Origin of the sequence: Cellulomonas gelida, assembly GCF_006538725.1 — a bacterium.
In the GTDB taxonomy this organism is placed as follows: domain Bacteria; phylum Actinomycetota; class Actinomycetes; order Actinomycetales; family Cellulomonadaceae; genus Cellulomonas; species Cellulomonas gelida.
This window is the reverse complement of record NZ_BJLQ01000029.1, coordinates 27,033-42,690: the sequence shown is the minus strand read 5'-3', so window position 1 is coordinate 42,690 and position 15,658 is coordinate 27,033. Positions and strand designations below refer to the sequence as shown.

The following is a 15,658-nucleotide window of genomic DNA, read 5'->3' as shown; positions in this document are numbered from 1 at the left end:
GAGCCGATCGGCAGCGGCAGGTCCGAGCCGTTGGTCGAGCGAGCGATGTAGAACGTCACGATCCACACGAGCCCGAGCACCATCAGTCCGAGCATCACCGGCACCCACCAGCGCGGGTTCGGCTTGACCGCGGCCTTCTCCGTGGGAGGGGTGTACGTGGCCTTCTTGCGCGACTTCGACTCGGGCACCGAGATCTCCTGCTCTGCGACGAGGCCACGCCTGCACGGCCGCCTCACCGGGGATGGTCGGACGGTGTCGGGGTCGGATCGAGCGGTCGGACCGAGCTCGGACCGGCTACCGGCACCATCGCCTAGCGTAGTGGGCGACAATACCGTGCCGACGCGTGTCAGCCGCACGCACCGCAGGGCAGCACCGGGCCCGCGACCTGCGAGGACGCCGTGACCGATCGCACGCACCGCGCGTCCCGGCGCGTCCCGCGCGGCACCGCGTCCGTGACGGTGGTCCTCGCCCTGTCCGGCGCGCTGTTCGCGGCCAACGCCAAGTTCGCCGAGGCCGACGACGCCGAGCGGCACCCGCAGGACCTGCGCGAGCTCACGGTCGCCGAGGTCGAGCGCGTCGAGGTGCTCACGGGCGAGGTCGACGCGCTGCGCGGCGAGGTCGACGGCCTCACCGAGGCTGCCGCGCGCTCGGCCGGCACGCAGGTGCTCGACCCGCCGACCGGCTTCCGCGTGGAGTCCGGGGTGCTGCCCGTGACCGGCCCGGGCCTGACCGTCCGGCTCGACGACGCCCCGCAGAACCAGCCGGGGCTCGAGGGGATCAGCCCCGACGTGCTCGTCGTGCACCAGCAGGACATCCAGGCCGTGATGAACGCCCTGTGGGCGGGTGGCGCCGAGGCGATGTCCCTCATGGACCAGCGCGTGATCTCGACGAGCGCGTTCCGCTGCGTCGGCAACGTGCTGCGGCTGCAGGGCCAGGTCTACTCGCCGCCCTACGTCGTGCGCGCGATCGGCGACCCCGACAGGCTCCGCGAGGCGCTCGCCGACTCGCCGCAGGTGCGCGCCTACCGCGCCGACGCCGCTTCGGTCGGGCTCGGCTGGTCGGTGGAGTCCGAGGGCGATCTCGAGATCGACGCGTACTCCGGCTCGACCGACCTGCGGTACGCGACCGTCCCCGAGGGCACCCAGGTGCTCCCTGGCCTGGACGACGAGGCGGCGGACGCCGCCGCCGCAGCCGACGCTCGGGCGGACGGCGCCACCGACGCGAACCGGCCCCCTGCCCGATGAGCACGACCCCACCCGCGCCGGCACGACGCCGGCCGTCGCGCGGCGCACGCATGGCCTACGGCGTGCTCGGGGTGGTCGGCGAGCTGCTCATCACGCTCGGCGTGCTCGTCCTGGCGTTCCTGGTCTGGCAGCTGTGGTGGACGGACGTCGAGGGCAACCGCGCGCAGGCCGAGGTGGTGCGCGAGCTCCCCCGCATGCCCGTGCCCACGCCGGCGCCGTCGGCGAACGGCCCGCAGGTCGCGCCGCCGCGGCACGACGACCCGCCCGTGATGGCCGAGGTCGAGCACGCGACCACGTTCGCGACGATCCAGGTGCCGCGCTGGGACGGCGAGCCCGAGCGACCGATCAGCGAGGGCACCGACCGCGAGACGATCCTCGACGTGCTGGGCGTCGGTCACTACGAGGGCACCGCGATGCCGGGCGGCGTGGGGAACGTCGCGCTCGCGGGGCACCGGACCACGTACGCCAAGCCGTTCAACCGGGTCGCCGAGCTCGAGGTCGGCGACCCGATCGTCGTGCGCACCGCGACGGCCGACGGGGGGCCCGGGACGAACACCTGGTACGTGTACCGCGTGACGTCGTCGCAGGTCGTCAAGCCGTGGCAGACCGAGGTCATCGCACCGGTGCCCGGCAAGCCCGGTGAGTCCCCCACCGAGCGGTACCTGACCTTGACCACGTGCCACCCCATGTTCTCGGCGCGTGAGCGGTTCATCGTGCACGCAAAGCTCGACTACTGGGCACCCGTCGCGGACGGCACCCCGGCCGAGCTGCTCGAGGGCGCATCATGAGGACGCTCGTCGGCCCCGGGGAAACACCTCGGCGCGACGACCGCGGGAGGCGATGATGTACGGGTGGCTCTGGCGGCACCTGCCCGGCCCGGTGGCCGTGCGCGTGGTGCTCGTCGCGGTCCTGGTGGCCGCCGTGCTCGCGGTGTGCTTCACCTGGGTGTTCCCCGCGGTCGCGCCCTTCATGCCCTTCAACGACACCACGGTGGGTGAGTGATGACCCGGATCCTCGTGATCGACAACTACGACTCGTTCGTCTACACGATCGTGGGTTACCTCAACCAGCTCGGTGCCGAGACGGTCGTCGTGCGCAACGACGCGGTCCCCCCACTCGCCGAGCGGGCCGAGTTCGACGGCGTGCTCGTCTCGCCCGGGCCGGGGACGCCCGCCGAGGCCGGCGCGAGCATGGACGTCATCCGCGACTGCGCCGCGACCGGCACCCCGATGCTCGGGGTCTGCCTGGGTCATCAGGCGCTCGGCGAGGTCTTCGGCGGGACCGTCACGCACGCGCCCGAGCTCATGCACGGCAAGACCAGCCCGGTCGAGCACGACGGCCAGGGGGTGCTCGAGGACCTGCCCTCGCCGTTCACCGCGACGCGCTACCACTCGCTCGCGGTGGTCTCCGGCACGGTGTCCGACGAGCTCGTCGTGACCGCCCGCACGGGCGACGTGATCATGGGCCTGCAGCACCGGACCCTGCCGCTGTACGGCGTGCAGTTCCACCCCGAGTCCGTGCTCACCGAGGGTGGTCACCGGCTGCTCGCCAACTGGCTGCAGGCGTGCGGCGACGACGAGGCGGTCGCCCGCTCGGCGGGCCTGCACCCCCTCGTCCGCCTCTGACACCACCCTGCCCCGGGCCACACACAGCAGCGACCCCGCGCCTGCTCCGGCTCTGAACGCTCAGAGCCGGAGCAGACGCGGGGTCGTCGTGTACGAGGGGGCTGGTCAGCCCTGGTCGTTGCCGCCCGGGTCCGGCGACTGGGTCTGGCCCGGGTCCGGCGGGTTCGGCGGCTCCTGCGGGCCGCGTGAGACGTGGATGACGATGAGCTGGTCGAGCTCCACCTCGGAACCCTTGTTCGGGTCCGTCCACAGCACGCGGTCCTTCTCGTCCTGGGAGTCCTCCTCCTGCTTCTGGACGTTCGTCAGGCCGAGCGCGGCGAGCGCCTGGACGGCCTCGGAGTAGGTCATGCCCTTGAGGTCGGGGACCGTCGCGGTCTTCGGAGCGATCGCGACCTCGATCGTCACGCGCGTGCCCTGCGACACGAGACCCGCCTGGCGGTCCTGGCTCAGCACCGTCCCCGGGTCCTTCTCGGTCGTGGTGACCTCACGGACCGACGAGACGAGCTTGAGGCTGGCGAGCGTGTCGAGCGCCTCCTCCTGGGTCTTGCCCACGAGGTCCGGCAGCTCGACGTTGCCCGTCGAGACGTACAGCGTCACCGTGGAGCCCGCGTCGACCGTCTCGCCCGCGGCGGGGTCGGTCTTGGTGACCTGCCCCTTCGGGAAGTTCGGGTTGTTGTCCTCCTGGCGGTCCCCGTTGACCTTGAGGCCCTGGCCCTCGAGCGTCTGCTCGGCCTGGGACTCGGTGCGTCCCGAGACGTCCTCGATCTCGACGGAGTCCGGACCCGAGGACAGCACGTAGTCGACCGGCGTCTCGGGGTCGACCATCGTGGCCTCGGCGGGGTTCGAGCTGATGACCTCGCCCTGCGGCGCGTCGGACGGCTCCGTGGTGCGCTTGCCGACCACCAGGTCGGCCGCGACGATCGCCGCCTTCGCGTCGTCCTCCGTGAGCCCGACGAGCTTCGGGACCGCGACCTGCTCGGGTGTCTTGTCGCCGGAGTTCGCGACGAGCAGCGCGACGATGCCCGCGACCGCGAGCACGGCGATCGCGACGAGCACCCAGATGAGCCAGGGACGCTTGTTCTCGTCCTCGTCGTCGGGCGGCGTGGTGGCAACGGTCGACAGACCCGTCGTGCCCCACGGCGTCGCGGGCGGGAAGGCCTGGGTCGCGGCCGCGGCGGGGGCCATGACCTGCGTCGCCTCGGCGGCCGGGACCGCCGCGACGACCGCGGTGCCCACGGGGGGAGCACCCACGGCGCCACCGCGCAGCACGGCCTCGAGGTCGGACCGGAACTCGGCCGCGTTCGAGTAGCGGTGGTCGCGGTCCTTGGTGAGCGCCTTCATCGTGATGCGGTCGAGCGCCTCGGGCACGTCGGACGCGATCGAGCTCGGGACCGGCGCGGCCTCGCGCACGTGCTGGTAGGCCACCGAGACGAGCGAGTCGCCCGTGAAGGGCGGCCGGCCGGTGAGCAGCTCGAACAGCAGGCAGCCCGTGGAGTACAGGTCGGAGCGGGCGTCGACGGACTCGCCGCGTGCCTGCTCGGGCGACAGGTACTGCGCGGTGCCGATCACGGCCTGCGTCGCGGTCATGGTCGCCGCGGAGTCCGCGACGGCCCGCGCGATGCCGAAGTCCATGACCTTGACCGCGCCCGTGGGCGTGAGCATCACGTTCGCGGGCTTGATGTCGCGGTGCACGATGCCCGCGAGGTGGGAGTACTCGAGCGCCGAGAGCACGCCGATCGTGATCTCGACGGCCTCCTCGATGGGCACGGCGTGGCCGTCGCGCAGGATGTCCCGCACGGTGTGGCCCTCGACGTACTCCATGACGATGAACGGCACGTGCGCCACGACGCCCGTGGGCTCGGTGAAGACGTCCTCGCCGGTGTCGTAGACCGCCACGATCGCCGGGTGGTTCAGTGCCGCGGCGGCCTGCGCCTCGCGCCGGAACCGGTTCTGGAACGACGGGTCACGTGCGAGGTCCGAGCGCAGGATCTTGATCGCGACGGTCCGGCCCAGCCGGGTGTCGTGCCCGATGTGCACCTCGGCCATGCCGCCGCGGCCGATGAGCTCACCGACCTCGTACCGACCGGCGAGGATGCGGGGTCCGCTGTCCACCACTAGGCGTCCTTCACTTCCGTCTGGGGTCCCTGGCTGTCGCGTGCAGGGCTGACGTCCGGGCCGATCATCCCACCTGAGGGGGCCGCTCCGACGGACGTCCAGGTCACGATACGGGCGAGGGGGCTCTGCTCGGGAGCACCGTCCGCCTTCATGAGCTGTCCGGCGAGCCCGGCACCGAGCAGCGCACCGATCAGCAGGATGAGCGCGAGCAGGGGCCAGCCCACCCGGCCGAACCGGCCGAGCTGCGGACCGGAGCCCTGCAGGGGCAGGCGTCCCGAGCTCGTCGAGCGCGGGACGCGCGGCGGCGCGGAGTCCGGCCGCAGGTTGCGGCGCGGCGGGTAGGACGGCGGCGGCGGGACCGGGGGAGTGCCGCCGGAGCTCCTGCCCGCCGTCCCCGTGTCCGCTGACGCTGCGCCCGGCCGGGCGCCGGTGGGCTCCGACGGCGAGGGGGACGACGAGGGCGGGGGTGGCGGCGGGGTGCCGGGCGGCACGCCCACGGGCGTCGGGGGCAGCGCGCGCGTCGCCGGCCGCGGCGGGGTCGTCACGACCATCGGCACGCCGCTGGGCGGGGTCCGCGGCATGAGCCGGTCGAGCTCGCGCGCGAGCGCGGAGCCGGAGGTCGGGCGCTGCGCGGGGTCCTTCGACAGCAGCCGCAGGACGAGCGCGGCGAGCTTCGGGTCGATCGCGGCGGGCAGCGGCGGCACGGGCGTGTTGACGTGCGCGACCGCGATGTCGACGGCGGTCGGCCCGGTGAAGGGCCGGTGCCCGACGAGCGCCTCGTAGGCGATGATCCCGAGCGAGTACAGGTCGGACAGCGGCGTGGCGGGGCGTCCGACCGCCTGCTCCGGCGACAGGTACTGCGCGGTTCCCATGACCATGCCGGTCGCGGTCATCGTCATCTGGTTGCGCGCGAGCGAGACCCCGAAGTCGGTGATCTTCACGCGTCCGGCCCGGCCGAGCAGGATGTTGCCGGGCTTGACGTCGCGGTGCACCACGCCGGCCTCGTGCGCGGCGTGCAGCCCGCGCGCGGTCTGGGCGAGGATCGGCAGGAGCCGGCGCACGGGCAGCACGGGCTCGCGCTCGAGCAGGTCGGACAGGGGCTCACCGGTCACGAGCTCCATGACCAGGTACGACGCGCCGTCCTGCTCGCCGTAGTCGAAGAGCTGGGCGATGTTCGCGTGCGACAGCGACGCGGAGTTGCGCGCCTCGGTGCGGAACCGCTCGAGGAACCCCTGGTCGCCGACGAACTCCTGCTTGAGCACCTTGACCGCGACGGGCCGCACGAGGGACTCGTCGTACCCCTCCCACACCTCGCCCATGCCGCCGACCGCGATCTGCCGGATCAGCCGGTAGCGGTTGCCGAGCGCGATGCCCGCGGTGGTCCTCATGAGCCCAGCACCGCCTCGATGACGGCCCGCGCGATAGGCGCGGCGACCCGCCCGCCGGTCGCCTCGGAGCCCGCGGACCCGCCGTGCTCGACGATCACCGCGACCGCGACCTGCGGGTCGTTCGCCGGGGCGAACGCGGTGAACCACGCGTGCGGCGCGGCGTCCGACGAGGTCTGCGCGGTGCCGGTCTTCCCGGCGACCTGCACGCCGGGGATCCTCGCGGCCGTGCCGGAGCCGCCTTCGACGACGCCGACCATCATGTCCGTGAGCTGCGCGGCCGTGCCGGGCGAGACGGCGGTCGACAGCAGCGAGGGCTCGGTCTGCGAGACCACCGAGAGGTTCGCGGCGCGCACGCGCTCGACGACGTACGGCCGCATGAGCTTGCCGTCGTTGGCGATCGCGGCGGACACCATCGCCATCTGCAGCGGCGTCGCCGCCACGTCGAACTGCCCGATCGCCGACTGGGCGGTCTGCGGCGCGTTCGGGTCCTGCGGGAAGCGGCTCTCCGCGACCCGCATCGGGATCGTCAGCGACGCGTCGTCGAACCCGAACCGTTCGGCCTGCTCGCGCAGCGCGTCGGCGCCGACGTCCATGCCGAGCTGCGCGAACGCGGTGTTGCACGAGACGCGCAGCGCGTTCGCGAGCGTGATCGGGTTGCTCCCGCAGCCCCCGCCGCCGAAGTTGCCGATCGTCGCGGTGGTCTGCGGGAGGTCGAGCCGCACGGGTGCGGGCAGCTCGGTGCTCGCGTCGTACTCGCCGCTCTCGAGCGCGGCGGCCGCGGTGACGAGCTTGAACGTGGAGCCCGGCGGGTAGGTCTCGAGCGTCGCGTTGCTGCGCAACGGGTTGCCCGCCGCGCCCGCGAGCTCGGTGTAGGCCGCGGCGGCGGCCGCGGAGTCGTGGGTCGCGAGCGCGTTCGGGTCGAAGCCCGGCGTCGAGACCATCGCCAGGATCCGGCCGGTGCTCGGCTCGATCGCGACGACCGCACCCTGCTGGTCCCCCAGGCCCTCGCGCGCGGCGCGCTGCGCGGCGGCCACGAGCGTGGTCTCGACCGCGGCGCCCTCGGGCTTGCGGCCCGTGATGATGTCCCGCAGCCGCGAGAAGAACAGCTGGTCGCTGCGGCCCGTGAGCTGGTCGTTCGCGGCGCGCTCGAGCTGCGAGCTGCCGTTGACGATCGAGTAGAAGCCCGTGACGGCCGAGTAGAGCTCGCCGTCGGTGTACTGGCGTTGGTAGCCGAACGGGTCGTCGACCTGCACGGACTGCGCGATCGCCTCGCCCGCGACCACGATCGGCCCGCGCGCGTTGCCGTACTCGCGGTACAGCGTCCGCACGTTGCGCGAGTCCGCGTTGAGCTCGGGCGCCTGGACGAACTGCACCCACGTGGCCGAGCCCATGAGGGCCAGGAACATCACGAGCATGACGGTGGCGACGCGGCGCAGGGGCGTGTTCACGACAGCCCTCCGATCCGCTCGGTCGGCTGGTCGTCGTCGGGATCCGGACCCTGCGGGTCCTGCGGCGCGGAGGCAGCGGACGCCGGGACACGCACCGGGACCGGCGCGGCGTCCGCGGCGTCGTCGCCCGGCTCGCCGGGCAGCACCTCGCCAGGAAGCACCTCACCGGGCAGCGGCTCGCCGGGTCGCAGCCCGCGGGCCGCGGGCGCCGGACGACGCGCGTCGTTCGAGACGCGCAGCAGCAGCGCGACGATGATCCAGTTCGCGAGCAGGCTCGACCCGCCGTACGCGAGGAACGGCGTGGTCAGGCCGGTCAGCGGGATGAGCCGCGTGACGCCGCCGACGACGACGAAGCACTGCCACGCGACCACGAATGCCAGACCGCCCGCGAGCAGCTTGCCGAACCCGTCGCGCACGCCGATCGCGGCGCGCATGCCGCGCTGCGTGAGGACCGCGTACAGCATGAGGATCGCGAGCAGGCCCGTCAGGCCGAGCTCCTCGCCGAGCGACGGGACGATGAAGTCCGACTCCGCGTACGGCACGAGGTCCGGCCGGCCCTCGCCCCACCCGGTGCCGAACAGCCCGCCGCTCGCCATGCCGAACAGCCCGCGCACCACCTGGCCCGAGCCGCCCGGATCGCGGTCGAAGACGTCGGGGTCGAGCGCGTGCAGCCACACGTCGAACCGGGCGCCGACGTGCGCGAACGCGGTCGCGGCGACCATGGCGCCGCCGACGAACATCAGCAGGCCGATGACGACCCAGCTGATCCGCTCGGTCGCGAGGTAGAGCATCGCGACGAACAGGCCGAAGAGCAGCAGCGACGTGCCGAGGTCCTTCTCGAACACCAGGACCGCGATCGAGCCGGCCCAGACGACGAGGATCGGGCCCAGGTCCCGTGCGCGCGGCAGCTGCAGGCCCAGGAACTTCGAGCCGGCGAGCGCGAGGGTGTCGCGGTGCGTGACCAGGTAGCCCGCGAAGAACACGGCCAGCGCGAGCTTGGCGAACTCCGCGGGCTGCATGCCGACCGAGCCGAAGTACACCCAGATGCGCGCGCCGTTGATCGACTTGCCGATCCCGGGGACGAGCGGCAGCGCGAGGAGCGCCAGCGCGACGACCATCGCGGTGTACGTGAAGCGCCGTAGCGTGCGGTGGTCGCGCAGCAGGATCAGCACCAACGCGGCCAGTGCGACGGCGATCGCCGTCCACAAGAGCTGGCGCGCCGCGAAGCCGTTGGCCTTCTCGCGCAGCTCGTAGGCGAAGTCGATCCGGTAGATCATCGCCAGGCCGATGCCGTTGAGCGCGATCGTCACCGGCAGGATCACCGGGTCCGCGTACGGCGCACGCCAGCGCAGCACGAGGTGCAGCGCGACGGCCAGGCCCGCGAGCCCCGCGCCGTAGCCGATCACGTCGGGCGGCACCTCGCCCGACGTTCCCAGCCCGACGAGCGCGTACGCCCCGATCCCGAGCGCGAGCGCGAGGACCAGGAGCAGGAGCTCGGTGCCGCGGCCGGCGCGCACGCGGTGCGGCTCGACGGTCGCCATGCGGTTCACCCGTCCGCGCCGGTGGTGGCCGGCGCGGTGGCTGTCGTTCCTGGCGAGGTGGTCCCGGTGGGCCGGGTGGTGCCGGGATCGGCGGTGGCGCTCGGATCGGCGGTGGGGGCCGTCGTCGGGTCGTCGGCGTCGGGTGCCTGGTCGCCGGGTGCCTGGTCGTCGAGCAGGACGATCTCGTCGACGAGCCGGCGGGCGGCCGCGCGGTCGTCGGCGTGGATGGTCTGGAACACGCGGTCCCGCACGTACTGCGAGGCGATGTCCTCGACCGGGACGCCCGTGCGGTCCACGACGTCCGACAGCGCCACGGGTCCGAGCGCCTCGGGCACGCCGCGGAAGATCACGACCTCGCCCTGGTGGACGCCGACGAAGTACTGCGTGCGCGTCCAGGCGTACCCGCCCCCGAGCACCGCGACCAGCAGCGCGAGCGCCGCGACGCCCGCGACCGCCGCACGTCCGCGCCGCGACCGGCCGCCGGGCCGCGCGCTCTCGGTGTCGTCGGCGTCGTCGCCGTCGTCGTCCGAGCTGGGGCCGTCGCCCGCGCCGCCGGCGCCGACCGTGGCCGGTGCCCCGGCCGGGTCGTCGTCCTCGTCGTCCGTGGCCGGACGCCCGCCCGCCGCCAGGCCCGCACGCTGCGCGCGCGCCGCGGCTTGCGCGAGCTCAGCCGCACGCGCCGCGGGACCGTCCGCCGCGACCGTCGGGTCGTTGCGCGTGGTCGCGGCCGCGCCGACGACCTGCGGCGCCGTGCCGGGCGCGTCGCCGTCGGCGACGTCGTCGAGCTCGATCACGTCGGCGAGCACGACCGTCACGTTGTCGCCCCCGCCGCCGCGCAGCGCGAGCTGCACGAGCCGGTCGGCGCACGAGTCGAGGTCGGTGAGCTCGCGCATCGTCGTCTCGATGGTATGCCCGCTCACGAAGCCCGACAGGCCGTCGGAGCACAGCAGCCAGCGGTCGCCGGCGCGCGCCTCGCGCACCGACAGGTCGGGCGTCAGGTCCGACTCGAAGTCGCCGAGCACACGCATGACGACCGAGCGCTGCGGGTGGTGCTCGGCCTCCTGCGGCGTGATCCGGCCGATGTCGACCAGGTGCTGCACGAACGTGTGGTCCGTGGTGACCTGCGTGAGCACGCCGTCGCGCAGCAGGTAGCCGCGCGAGTCGCCCAGGTGCACCATCGCGAGCTTGTTGCCGGCCCGCAGGATCGCGGTGACGGTCGTGCCCATGCCGGCGAGGTCCGGCTCGGCGCCCGAGCGCGCCCTGATCTCCTCGCGTGCCTCCTCGAGCGCGCCCTCGAGCTCGTCGAGCGCGTCGTCGGGGCCGTGCGACTCGTCGTCGAGCGGCGCGAACGTGGCGACCGCGACCGAGGACGCGACGTCGCCGCCCGCGTGACCGCCCATGCCGTCCGCGACCATGAGCAGGTGCGGGCCCGCGTAGGCGGAGTCCTGGTTGTTGCTCCGCACGAGGCCCACGTCGGAGCGGGCGGCGTAGCGCAGTGCGACCGTCATCCGCCTACCCCTGCAGCTCGATCACGCTGCGGCCCACGCGGACCGAGCGACCGGGTGCCAGGGGGGTGGGCCCGCTGATCTTCTCGTCGCCGACGAACGTCCCGTTGGTCGAGCCGAGGTCCTCGACGTACCACTGGCCGCCCTGCGGGAAGATCCGCGCGTGCTTCGAGCTCGAGTAGTCGTCGTCGAGGACGAGCGTGCAGCCCGGGGCGCGGCCGACGACCACCGCGGACTGCCCGAGCGGGACGATCGTGCCGGTCAGCGGGCCCTGCGTGACGACGAGGCGCGCCGAGCGCTGGCTGCCGCGCGCCGTCCGCGGCGAGACGACCGGTGTGGGGGCCGTGGACGGGCCCGTGCCCGCGGGCCCCGCGGCCGTGACGGGCGCGGGCCGACGAGAACGGCGCTTGGTGATGCGCGTGCCGTACAGGTCGCGGCGCAGCACGGCGATCGACGAGAGCACGAGGACCCACAGCAGGGCCAGGTAGCCCAGCCGGAGCAGGGTGATGGTCAGCTCGCTCATCGCTCGCGCGTCACCGGCCGGTCACTCGTCGAGCTCCGGGTCCCCGCCCGTCCAGAACAGGATCCGCGTCCGCCCGATGGTCAGGGTGTTGCCGTCGAGCAGCGTCGCGGCCGGCACCTTGTGGCCCTCGACGAACAAGCCGTTGGTCGAGCCCAGGTCCGAGGCCACCACGTTGTCCGGGTTGACGCGGATCTCGAGGTGGCGGCGCGAGACGCCCGGGTCGTCGACGATGATGTCCGCCTCCGAGCCGCGACCGATCACCGTGACGGGACCTGTGAGCAGGTAGCGCTGGCCGTCGATGTCGAGCAGCGGGTGGCGCGGGCTGGGCGCCGCGGTGGTCGCGGGGGCCACGGCACCGCGCACGGTCGCCGAGTGCACCTCGAAGCGCCCCGCCTCGAGCTCGGTGTCCTCCGCGAAGCTCACGGTCACCGGCCCGACGAACGCGTAGCGCTGACCCGCGGCGTAGTCCGTGACGTTCGCCGCGAACTCGTCGGCGAGCGTCTCGGCACCCCAGGCCTCGACCTGGTCGTAGTCGGGGGTCGACAGCTCGATGGTGAACTCGTTCGGCACGACCGTACGGTCGCGCCCGACGACGGCCGCCTTCTCGTCGACCTCGCGACGCAGGCGACTGGCCAGCTCGACGGGCTTGAGGTCGCTGCGGAAGGTCTTGGCGAAGACGTTGTTCACCGCCCGCTCGACACCGTTCTCAAAACGGTCCAGAAACCCCACGAACGCACCTCCCTTCGGCACAACGGCGCGCACGACCGGCAGGGGCGCCACGCTGTGATCGTCCACGATCCGACTCGATGGTATCCGCGCCCCGGCGTCGTGCGGCGTCTTGCCGCGGGTGCCTCAGGTGTTCTTCTGCTGGTCGAGGAACTCCTTGGCCTTCTCGGTGACCTCGTCGACCTTCGCGTCACCCGCCTCGTCCGTGCGCGACTTGACCGCGTCGGCGGCCTTGTCGAGCGCGTCCTTCGCCTGCTCCTCGTGCCCTTCCAGAGCGCCTTTGGCCTTCGAGACCAGGTCGTCGAGCCCCATCGCGCACCTCCGTCGGCGCGCCCGCGCAAGCCCCTGCGACCTGCCGCTCGACGCGCTCAGACGCACAGTGTCGTCCGCGCGTGGCGCGCTCGCACGCGGAACAGGAGGAACGGGGCCCTTCCGGCGATTCGCGGCGTCCGGATCGTCTGGTCCTCGGCGCGTCCGGCGCGTGCGTGTCAGTGGTCGGGCGCACCCTGGGGGTCATGGTGACGATCTCGTGCTCGTGCGGCGCGGCCGCGACCTCGCGCACCCACCCCCTGCGGGGCATGCCGATCGAGGAGCGCATGGAGCTGGTGCGGACCGCGTACAGCGCCTACGACGGCTTCCTGACGCTCGAGGCCGACGCGTCCTGGCACCCGGGCTCGTCCGAGCCGGACCCGGGGTGCGTCGTGCTCGTGGACATGGACGCGCTCGACGCGTGCGAGGGCCTCGCGGACGACGAGCGCCGCGGCCTGAGCGCGCTGCTCGGCATCGCGCACGTGCACGGCCGGGTGCTGCCGCCGCCCGTCGAGATCGGCACGGTCCGGTTCCGGGTGTCGCCGTCGTTCGGGTTCGACGCCGAGGTCGTCTACGTCGTGCACGACGGCCCGCAGACCCTGCTCGAGCTCACGTGCGCCTACGGCGGCCGCGGCGAGCTCGCCTCGCTCGTCGCGCTCTACAGCGAGCACGGCCCGGCTGCGGTCGTGCAGGTCGACGGCCTCGCGCCGCGGCTCGGCCTGGCTGCCGCGGTCGCGGGCGTCTCGCGGGCTCGGACACCGTCCGTCGCCTGAGGCCGCTCGGCACCCGGGTGTGCCCGGCGTCGTCGAGCCGGCCGAACGACGGGTGATGCGCCGTTCGGGTGGTGCGTGAGCCGTCGCCGTCGGCGAAATGCGGACGTCAGGGACGTACCTGCGCCACCGACGGGTGACGCGCTCGGGGACGTCTCACCTGTGCCGCCGCGGCACCGATGTCGACGGTGTGACGAGTGGGCGTGTGGTGCGCGCGGCGAGCGCCGTGGCCGCGGGAGTGCTGGTGACGGTCGGTGCCGTCCGTGGCCTCGGCGCGCTGCTCCTGCTGCTCGCGTGCGCGGCGTCCGTGGCTGCCGCGCTGGTCACCACCCGCGCCTCCCGCGGCCGTGCGCCCCGGGAGCAGCTCGCGTGGCGCTGGTTCAGGCGTGCCGGGTGGACGATCGTCCTCAGCCTCGGGCTCGAGGCCCTGCTCGCGTGGCTGACGGGCGAGTCCTGGACGTCCGTGGCGACGGCCGGCCTGACGGTCGGGACGGTCGCCGCGACCGCGATGCTCTACCAGGCGGTCCAGCACTGGAACCGGTCACACCTCGACGACCGGGACTCGGGCGAGTGGCTGGCGGGCCTGGGTGGCACGCTGTGCGCGGCGGCGATCCTCGCGTACGGCACGTCCCGCGCCGCCGGCGCAGCGGCGCACGGGTGGCAGACCGGCGCGCACACGGTGCGGATCGCGGTGCTCCTGACGCTCATGGCCGCGCTCGTCGTCATCGTGCTCACCGCGCACCTGACGCGTGACTGGCGCGCGATGACGCTCGTCGTGCTGGTCGCCGTGATCCTCGGGTCCGAGCTGGTCGGGTACGTGGGGGCCGTCCGTGGCGGGACGCACGTCGAGGCGTCGGCGGTCGGTGTGGTGCACGGCTGGGTCGGCATCGCGCTGATGACTGCGTGCGCGGTCACCTCCCGGCCCGTGGTGCGCACGCGGGTCGACGTCTCGCCCACGGCGTCGACCGTCGGCGCGCTCGTCGTCGTGATCGGGTCGGTCGTGATGATCGTCGTCGACGCCGTGGCGCCGAGCGGGCAGCCGGTCGTGCCGCTGCTCGCCGCGCTCGCGGCGCTCGCGGGCACGTCCCGGCTGGCCTACATGGCGCGCGACTTCGCCGAGCTCACGGACGCGCAGCGCGAGTCGCGCACGGACGGGCTGACGGGCGTGGCGAACCGACGGGCCTTCGTCGAGCGGCTCGAGCGCCGGTTGCGTCGCGGGCGCGAGGTCAGCCTCATGATGATCGACCTCGACGAGTTCAAGGCGGTCAACGACGACCGCGGCCACGCGGCCGGCGACGAGCTCATGCGCACGGTCGCCGTACGGATGGCCGCAGCGCTGAGCACCGACGGGATGCTCGCGCGCATCGGGGGCGACGAGTTCGCGGTGCTGCTCGACGGCCACGACCACGCCCTCGCGGAGCGCACCGCGCTCTCGGTGCTCGAGGCGGTGCGCGCGCCCGTCGTGCTCGACGACGAGCTCGTGCAGATCGACGCGAGCATCGGCGTGGTCAGCACCCGGCACCGCAACAAGACCGTCGAGGACCTGCTGCGCGCCGCGGACCACGCGATGTACTCCGCCAAGCGCGCGGGCGTCGGCATCACGGTGTTCGACGAGCGGGTCGCGGCCGACGCGGACCGGCGAGTCGGGCTCGTGCGGGACCTGCGCACGGTGCTCACGTCGTCGTCGCGAGCCGCCGGCGAGCTCGTCGTGCACTACCAGCCGCAGATCTCGTGCTCGGACGGGTCCGTGGTGGGGGTCGAGGCGCTCGTGCGGTGGCAGCACCCGCGGCTCGGGCTGCTCGCGCCGGCCGAGTTCCTCGACCTCGCGGAGCGCTACCAGCTCATGCCGCACCTCACCGAGCGCGTCCTGTCGCTCGCCGTGCAGGACGCGACGGCGTGGCTGCGCGCGGGCCGGGCCATGCCCGTCTCGGTGAACCTGTCAGCGAGCTGCCTGACCCACCCGGGCCTGTTCACGACGCTCGAGTCGGCCCTCGACAGCTCGCAGCTCCCCGCGGGGCTGCTGACGCTCGAGGTCACCGAGACGACGATCATGGACGACCCGGCCAAGGCGGTCGCCGCGCTCGCCGCCCTGACCGCGTACGGCGTGCACGTGAGCATCGACGACTACGGCACGGGGCACTCGACGCTCGCGTACCTGAACCACCTGCCGGCGCGCGAGCTCAAGCTCGACCAGACCTTCACCTCTCGCCTGTTGGCCGACGAGCGCACGAGCACGATCGTGGCGGGTACGGTCGACCTTGCCCACCGGCTCGGCCTGCGGGTCACCGCCGAGGGCGTCGAGGACGACGCGACTCGCCAGGCGTTGGCCGCCCTCGGGTGCGACCGCACGCAAGGCTTCCTCCACAGCCGCCCGCTGCCGCTCGTCGAGCTCGAGGCGTGGCTCGCGGAACGGCAGACCCGGCGCCGGCTGAGCGAGCGGATCGCATGATGCACGCGACCGGTA

General features: G+C 73.5%; 15 protein-coding genes. 6 read left to right on the top strand and 9 right to left on the bottom strand.

The window, feature by feature from the left end; translation table 11 throughout:
* Positions 1–188 (bottom strand): cell division protein CrgA (locus CGE01nite_RS12510; protein WP_141371269.1); only part of this gene is annotated, 188 nt, incomplete at its 3' end.
* Positions 189–398: 210 nt separating this feature from the next.
* Here CGE01nite_RS12510 and CGE01nite_RS12505 point away from each other — a divergent pair.
* The 4 genes from CGE01nite_RS12505 to CGE01nite_RS12495 are packed head-to-tail and all read left to right on the top strand — an operon-like array spanning position 399 to position 2,869.
* The gene (locus CGE01nite_RS12505; RefSeq protein WP_141371268.1) at positions 399–1,244 is read left to right on the top strand and encodes a DUF881 domain-containing protein; all 846 of its coding nucleotides are present in this window, start codon (positions 399–401) and stop codon (positions 1,242–1,244) included.
* Positions 1,241–2,032, top strand: a complete 792-nt coding sequence (locus CGE01nite_RS12500) for a class E sortase (protein ID WP_141371267.1) — start codon at positions 1,241–1,243, stop codon at positions 2,030–2,032. Before CGE01nite_RS12505 ends, CGE01nite_RS12500 begins: the two co-directional genes overlap by 4 nt.
* Positions 2,033–2,087: 55 nt before the next feature.
* Positions 2,088–2,246 carry a hypothetical protein gene (locus tag CGE01nite_RS17015; protein ID WP_048344582.1) on the top strand — a complete coding sequence of 53 codons (159 nt, stop codon included), beginning with the start codon at positions 2,088–2,090 and terminating at the stop codon, positions 2,244–2,246.
* Entirely contained in the window at positions 2,246–2,869 is a 624-nt protein-coding gene (locus CGE01nite_RS12495) for an aminodeoxychorismate/anthranilate synthase component II (protein WP_048344569.1), read from the top strand. The genes CGE01nite_RS17015 and CGE01nite_RS12495 overlap by 1 nt, the downstream gene beginning before the upstream one ends.
* A gap of 105 nt (positions 2,870–2,974) precedes the next feature.
* On the opposite strand, the gene pknB is transcribed toward CGE01nite_RS12495, so the two are convergent.
* From pknB to CGE01nite_RS12455, 8 genes are all read right to left on the bottom strand, one after another.
* Positions 2,975–4,984, bottom strand: a complete 2,010-nt coding sequence (gene pknB, locus CGE01nite_RS12490; protein WP_141371266.1) for a Stk1 family PASTA domain-containing Ser/Thr kinase — start codon at positions 4,982–4,984, stop codon at positions 2,975–2,977.
* Positions 4,984–6,372: a serine/threonine-protein kinase gene (locus tag CGE01nite_RS12485; RefSeq protein ID WP_141371265.1), complete on the bottom strand. Its 1,389-nt coding sequence runs from the start codon at positions 6,370–6,372 to the stop codon at positions 4,984–4,986. Before CGE01nite_RS12485 ends, pknB begins: the two co-directional genes overlap by 1 nt.
* Positions 6,369–7,820, bottom strand: a complete 1,452-nt coding sequence (locus CGE01nite_RS12480) for a peptidoglycan D,D-transpeptidase FtsI family protein (protein ID WP_141371264.1) — start codon at positions 7,818–7,820, stop codon at positions 6,369–6,371. Before CGE01nite_RS12480 ends, CGE01nite_RS12485 begins: the two co-directional genes overlap by 4 nt.
* Positions 7,817–9,361: an FtsW/RodA/SpoVE family cell cycle protein gene (locus tag CGE01nite_RS12475; protein ID WP_141371263.1), complete on the bottom strand. Its 1,545-nt coding sequence runs from the start codon at positions 9,359–9,361 to the stop codon at positions 7,817–7,819. The genes CGE01nite_RS12480 and CGE01nite_RS12475 overlap by 4 nt, the downstream gene beginning before the upstream one ends.
* Before the next feature lie 5 nt (positions 9,362–9,366).
* Complete coding sequence (locus tag CGE01nite_RS12470; RefSeq protein WP_141371262.1) at positions 9,367–10,869, bottom strand: PP2C family protein-serine/threonine phosphatase; 1,503 nt, start codon at positions 10,867–10,869, stop codon at positions 9,367–9,369.
* A gap of 4 nt (positions 10,870–10,873) precedes the next feature.
* Entirely contained in the window at positions 10,874–11,389 is a 516-nt protein-coding gene (locus CGE01nite_RS12465) for an FHA domain-containing protein FhaB/FipA (RefSeq protein ID WP_048343685.1), read from the bottom strand.
* A gap of 21 nt (positions 11,390–11,410) precedes the next feature.
* Positions 11,411–12,118, bottom strand: coding sequence for an FHA domain-containing protein (locus CGE01nite_RS12460; RefSeq protein WP_048343687.1), 708 nt, complete (start codon positions 12,116–12,118; stop codon positions 11,411–11,413).
* Between the two features lie 123 nt (positions 12,119–12,241).
* Entirely contained in the window at positions 12,242–12,427 is a 186-nt protein-coding gene (locus tag CGE01nite_RS12455) for an antitoxin (RefSeq protein ID WP_141371261.1), read from the bottom strand.
* Between the two features lie 203 nt (positions 12,428–12,630).
* On the opposite strand from CGE01nite_RS12455, the gene CGE01nite_RS12450 reads away from it, so the two are divergent.
* Together CGE01nite_RS12450 and CGE01nite_RS12445 are read left to right on the top strand one after the other, a co-directional pair.
* A complete protein-coding gene (locus CGE01nite_RS12450; protein WP_141371260.1) occupies positions 12,631–13,197 on the top strand; it encodes a hypothetical protein in 567 nt (188 codons plus the stop codon).
* Positions 13,198–13,438: 241 nt separating this feature from the next.
* Positions 13,439–15,643, top strand: a complete 2,205-nt coding sequence (locus tag CGE01nite_RS12445) for a putative bifunctional diguanylate cyclase/phosphodiesterase (RefSeq protein WP_170210968.1) — start codon at positions 13,439–13,441, stop codon at positions 15,641–15,643.
* Positions 15,644–15,658 lie beyond the last annotated feature (15 nt).

Coding starts and splice junctions, on each gene's coding strand:
- CGE01nite_RS12500 (WP_141371267.1), top strand. CDS start 1,241: ATGAGCACGACCCCACCCGCGCCGGCACGACGCCGGCCGTCGCGCGGC.
- CGE01nite_RS17015 (WP_048344582.1), top strand. CDS start 2,088: ATGTACGGGTGGCTCTGGCGGCACCTGCCCGGCCCGGTGGCCGTGCGC.
- CGE01nite_RS12495 (WP_048344569.1), top strand. CDS start 2,246: ATGACCCGGATCCTCGTGATCGACAACTACGACTCGTTCGTCTACACG.
- CGE01nite_RS12485 (WP_141371265.1), bottom strand. CDS start 6,372: ATGAGGACCACCGCGGGCATCGCGCTCGGCAACCGCTACCGGCTGATC.
- CGE01nite_RS12475 (WP_141371263.1), bottom strand. CDS start 9,361: ATGGCGACCGTCGAGCCGCACCGCGTGCGCGCCGGCCGCGGCACCGAG.
- CGE01nite_RS12470 (WP_141371262.1), bottom strand. CDS start 10,869: ATGACGGTCGCACTGCGCTACGCCGCCCGCTCCGACGTGGGCCTCGTG.
- CGE01nite_RS12465 (WP_048343685.1), bottom strand. CDS start 11,389: ATGAGCGAGCTGACCATCACCCTGCTCCGGCTGGGCTACCTGGCCCTG.
- CGE01nite_RS12455 (WP_141371261.1), bottom strand. CDS start 12,427: ATGGGGCTCGACGACCTGGTCTCGAAGGCCAAAGGCGCTCTGGAAGGG.
- CGE01nite_RS12450 (WP_141371260.1), top strand. CDS start 12,631: ATGGTGACGATCTCGTGCTCGTGCGGCGCGGCCGCGACCTCGCGCACC.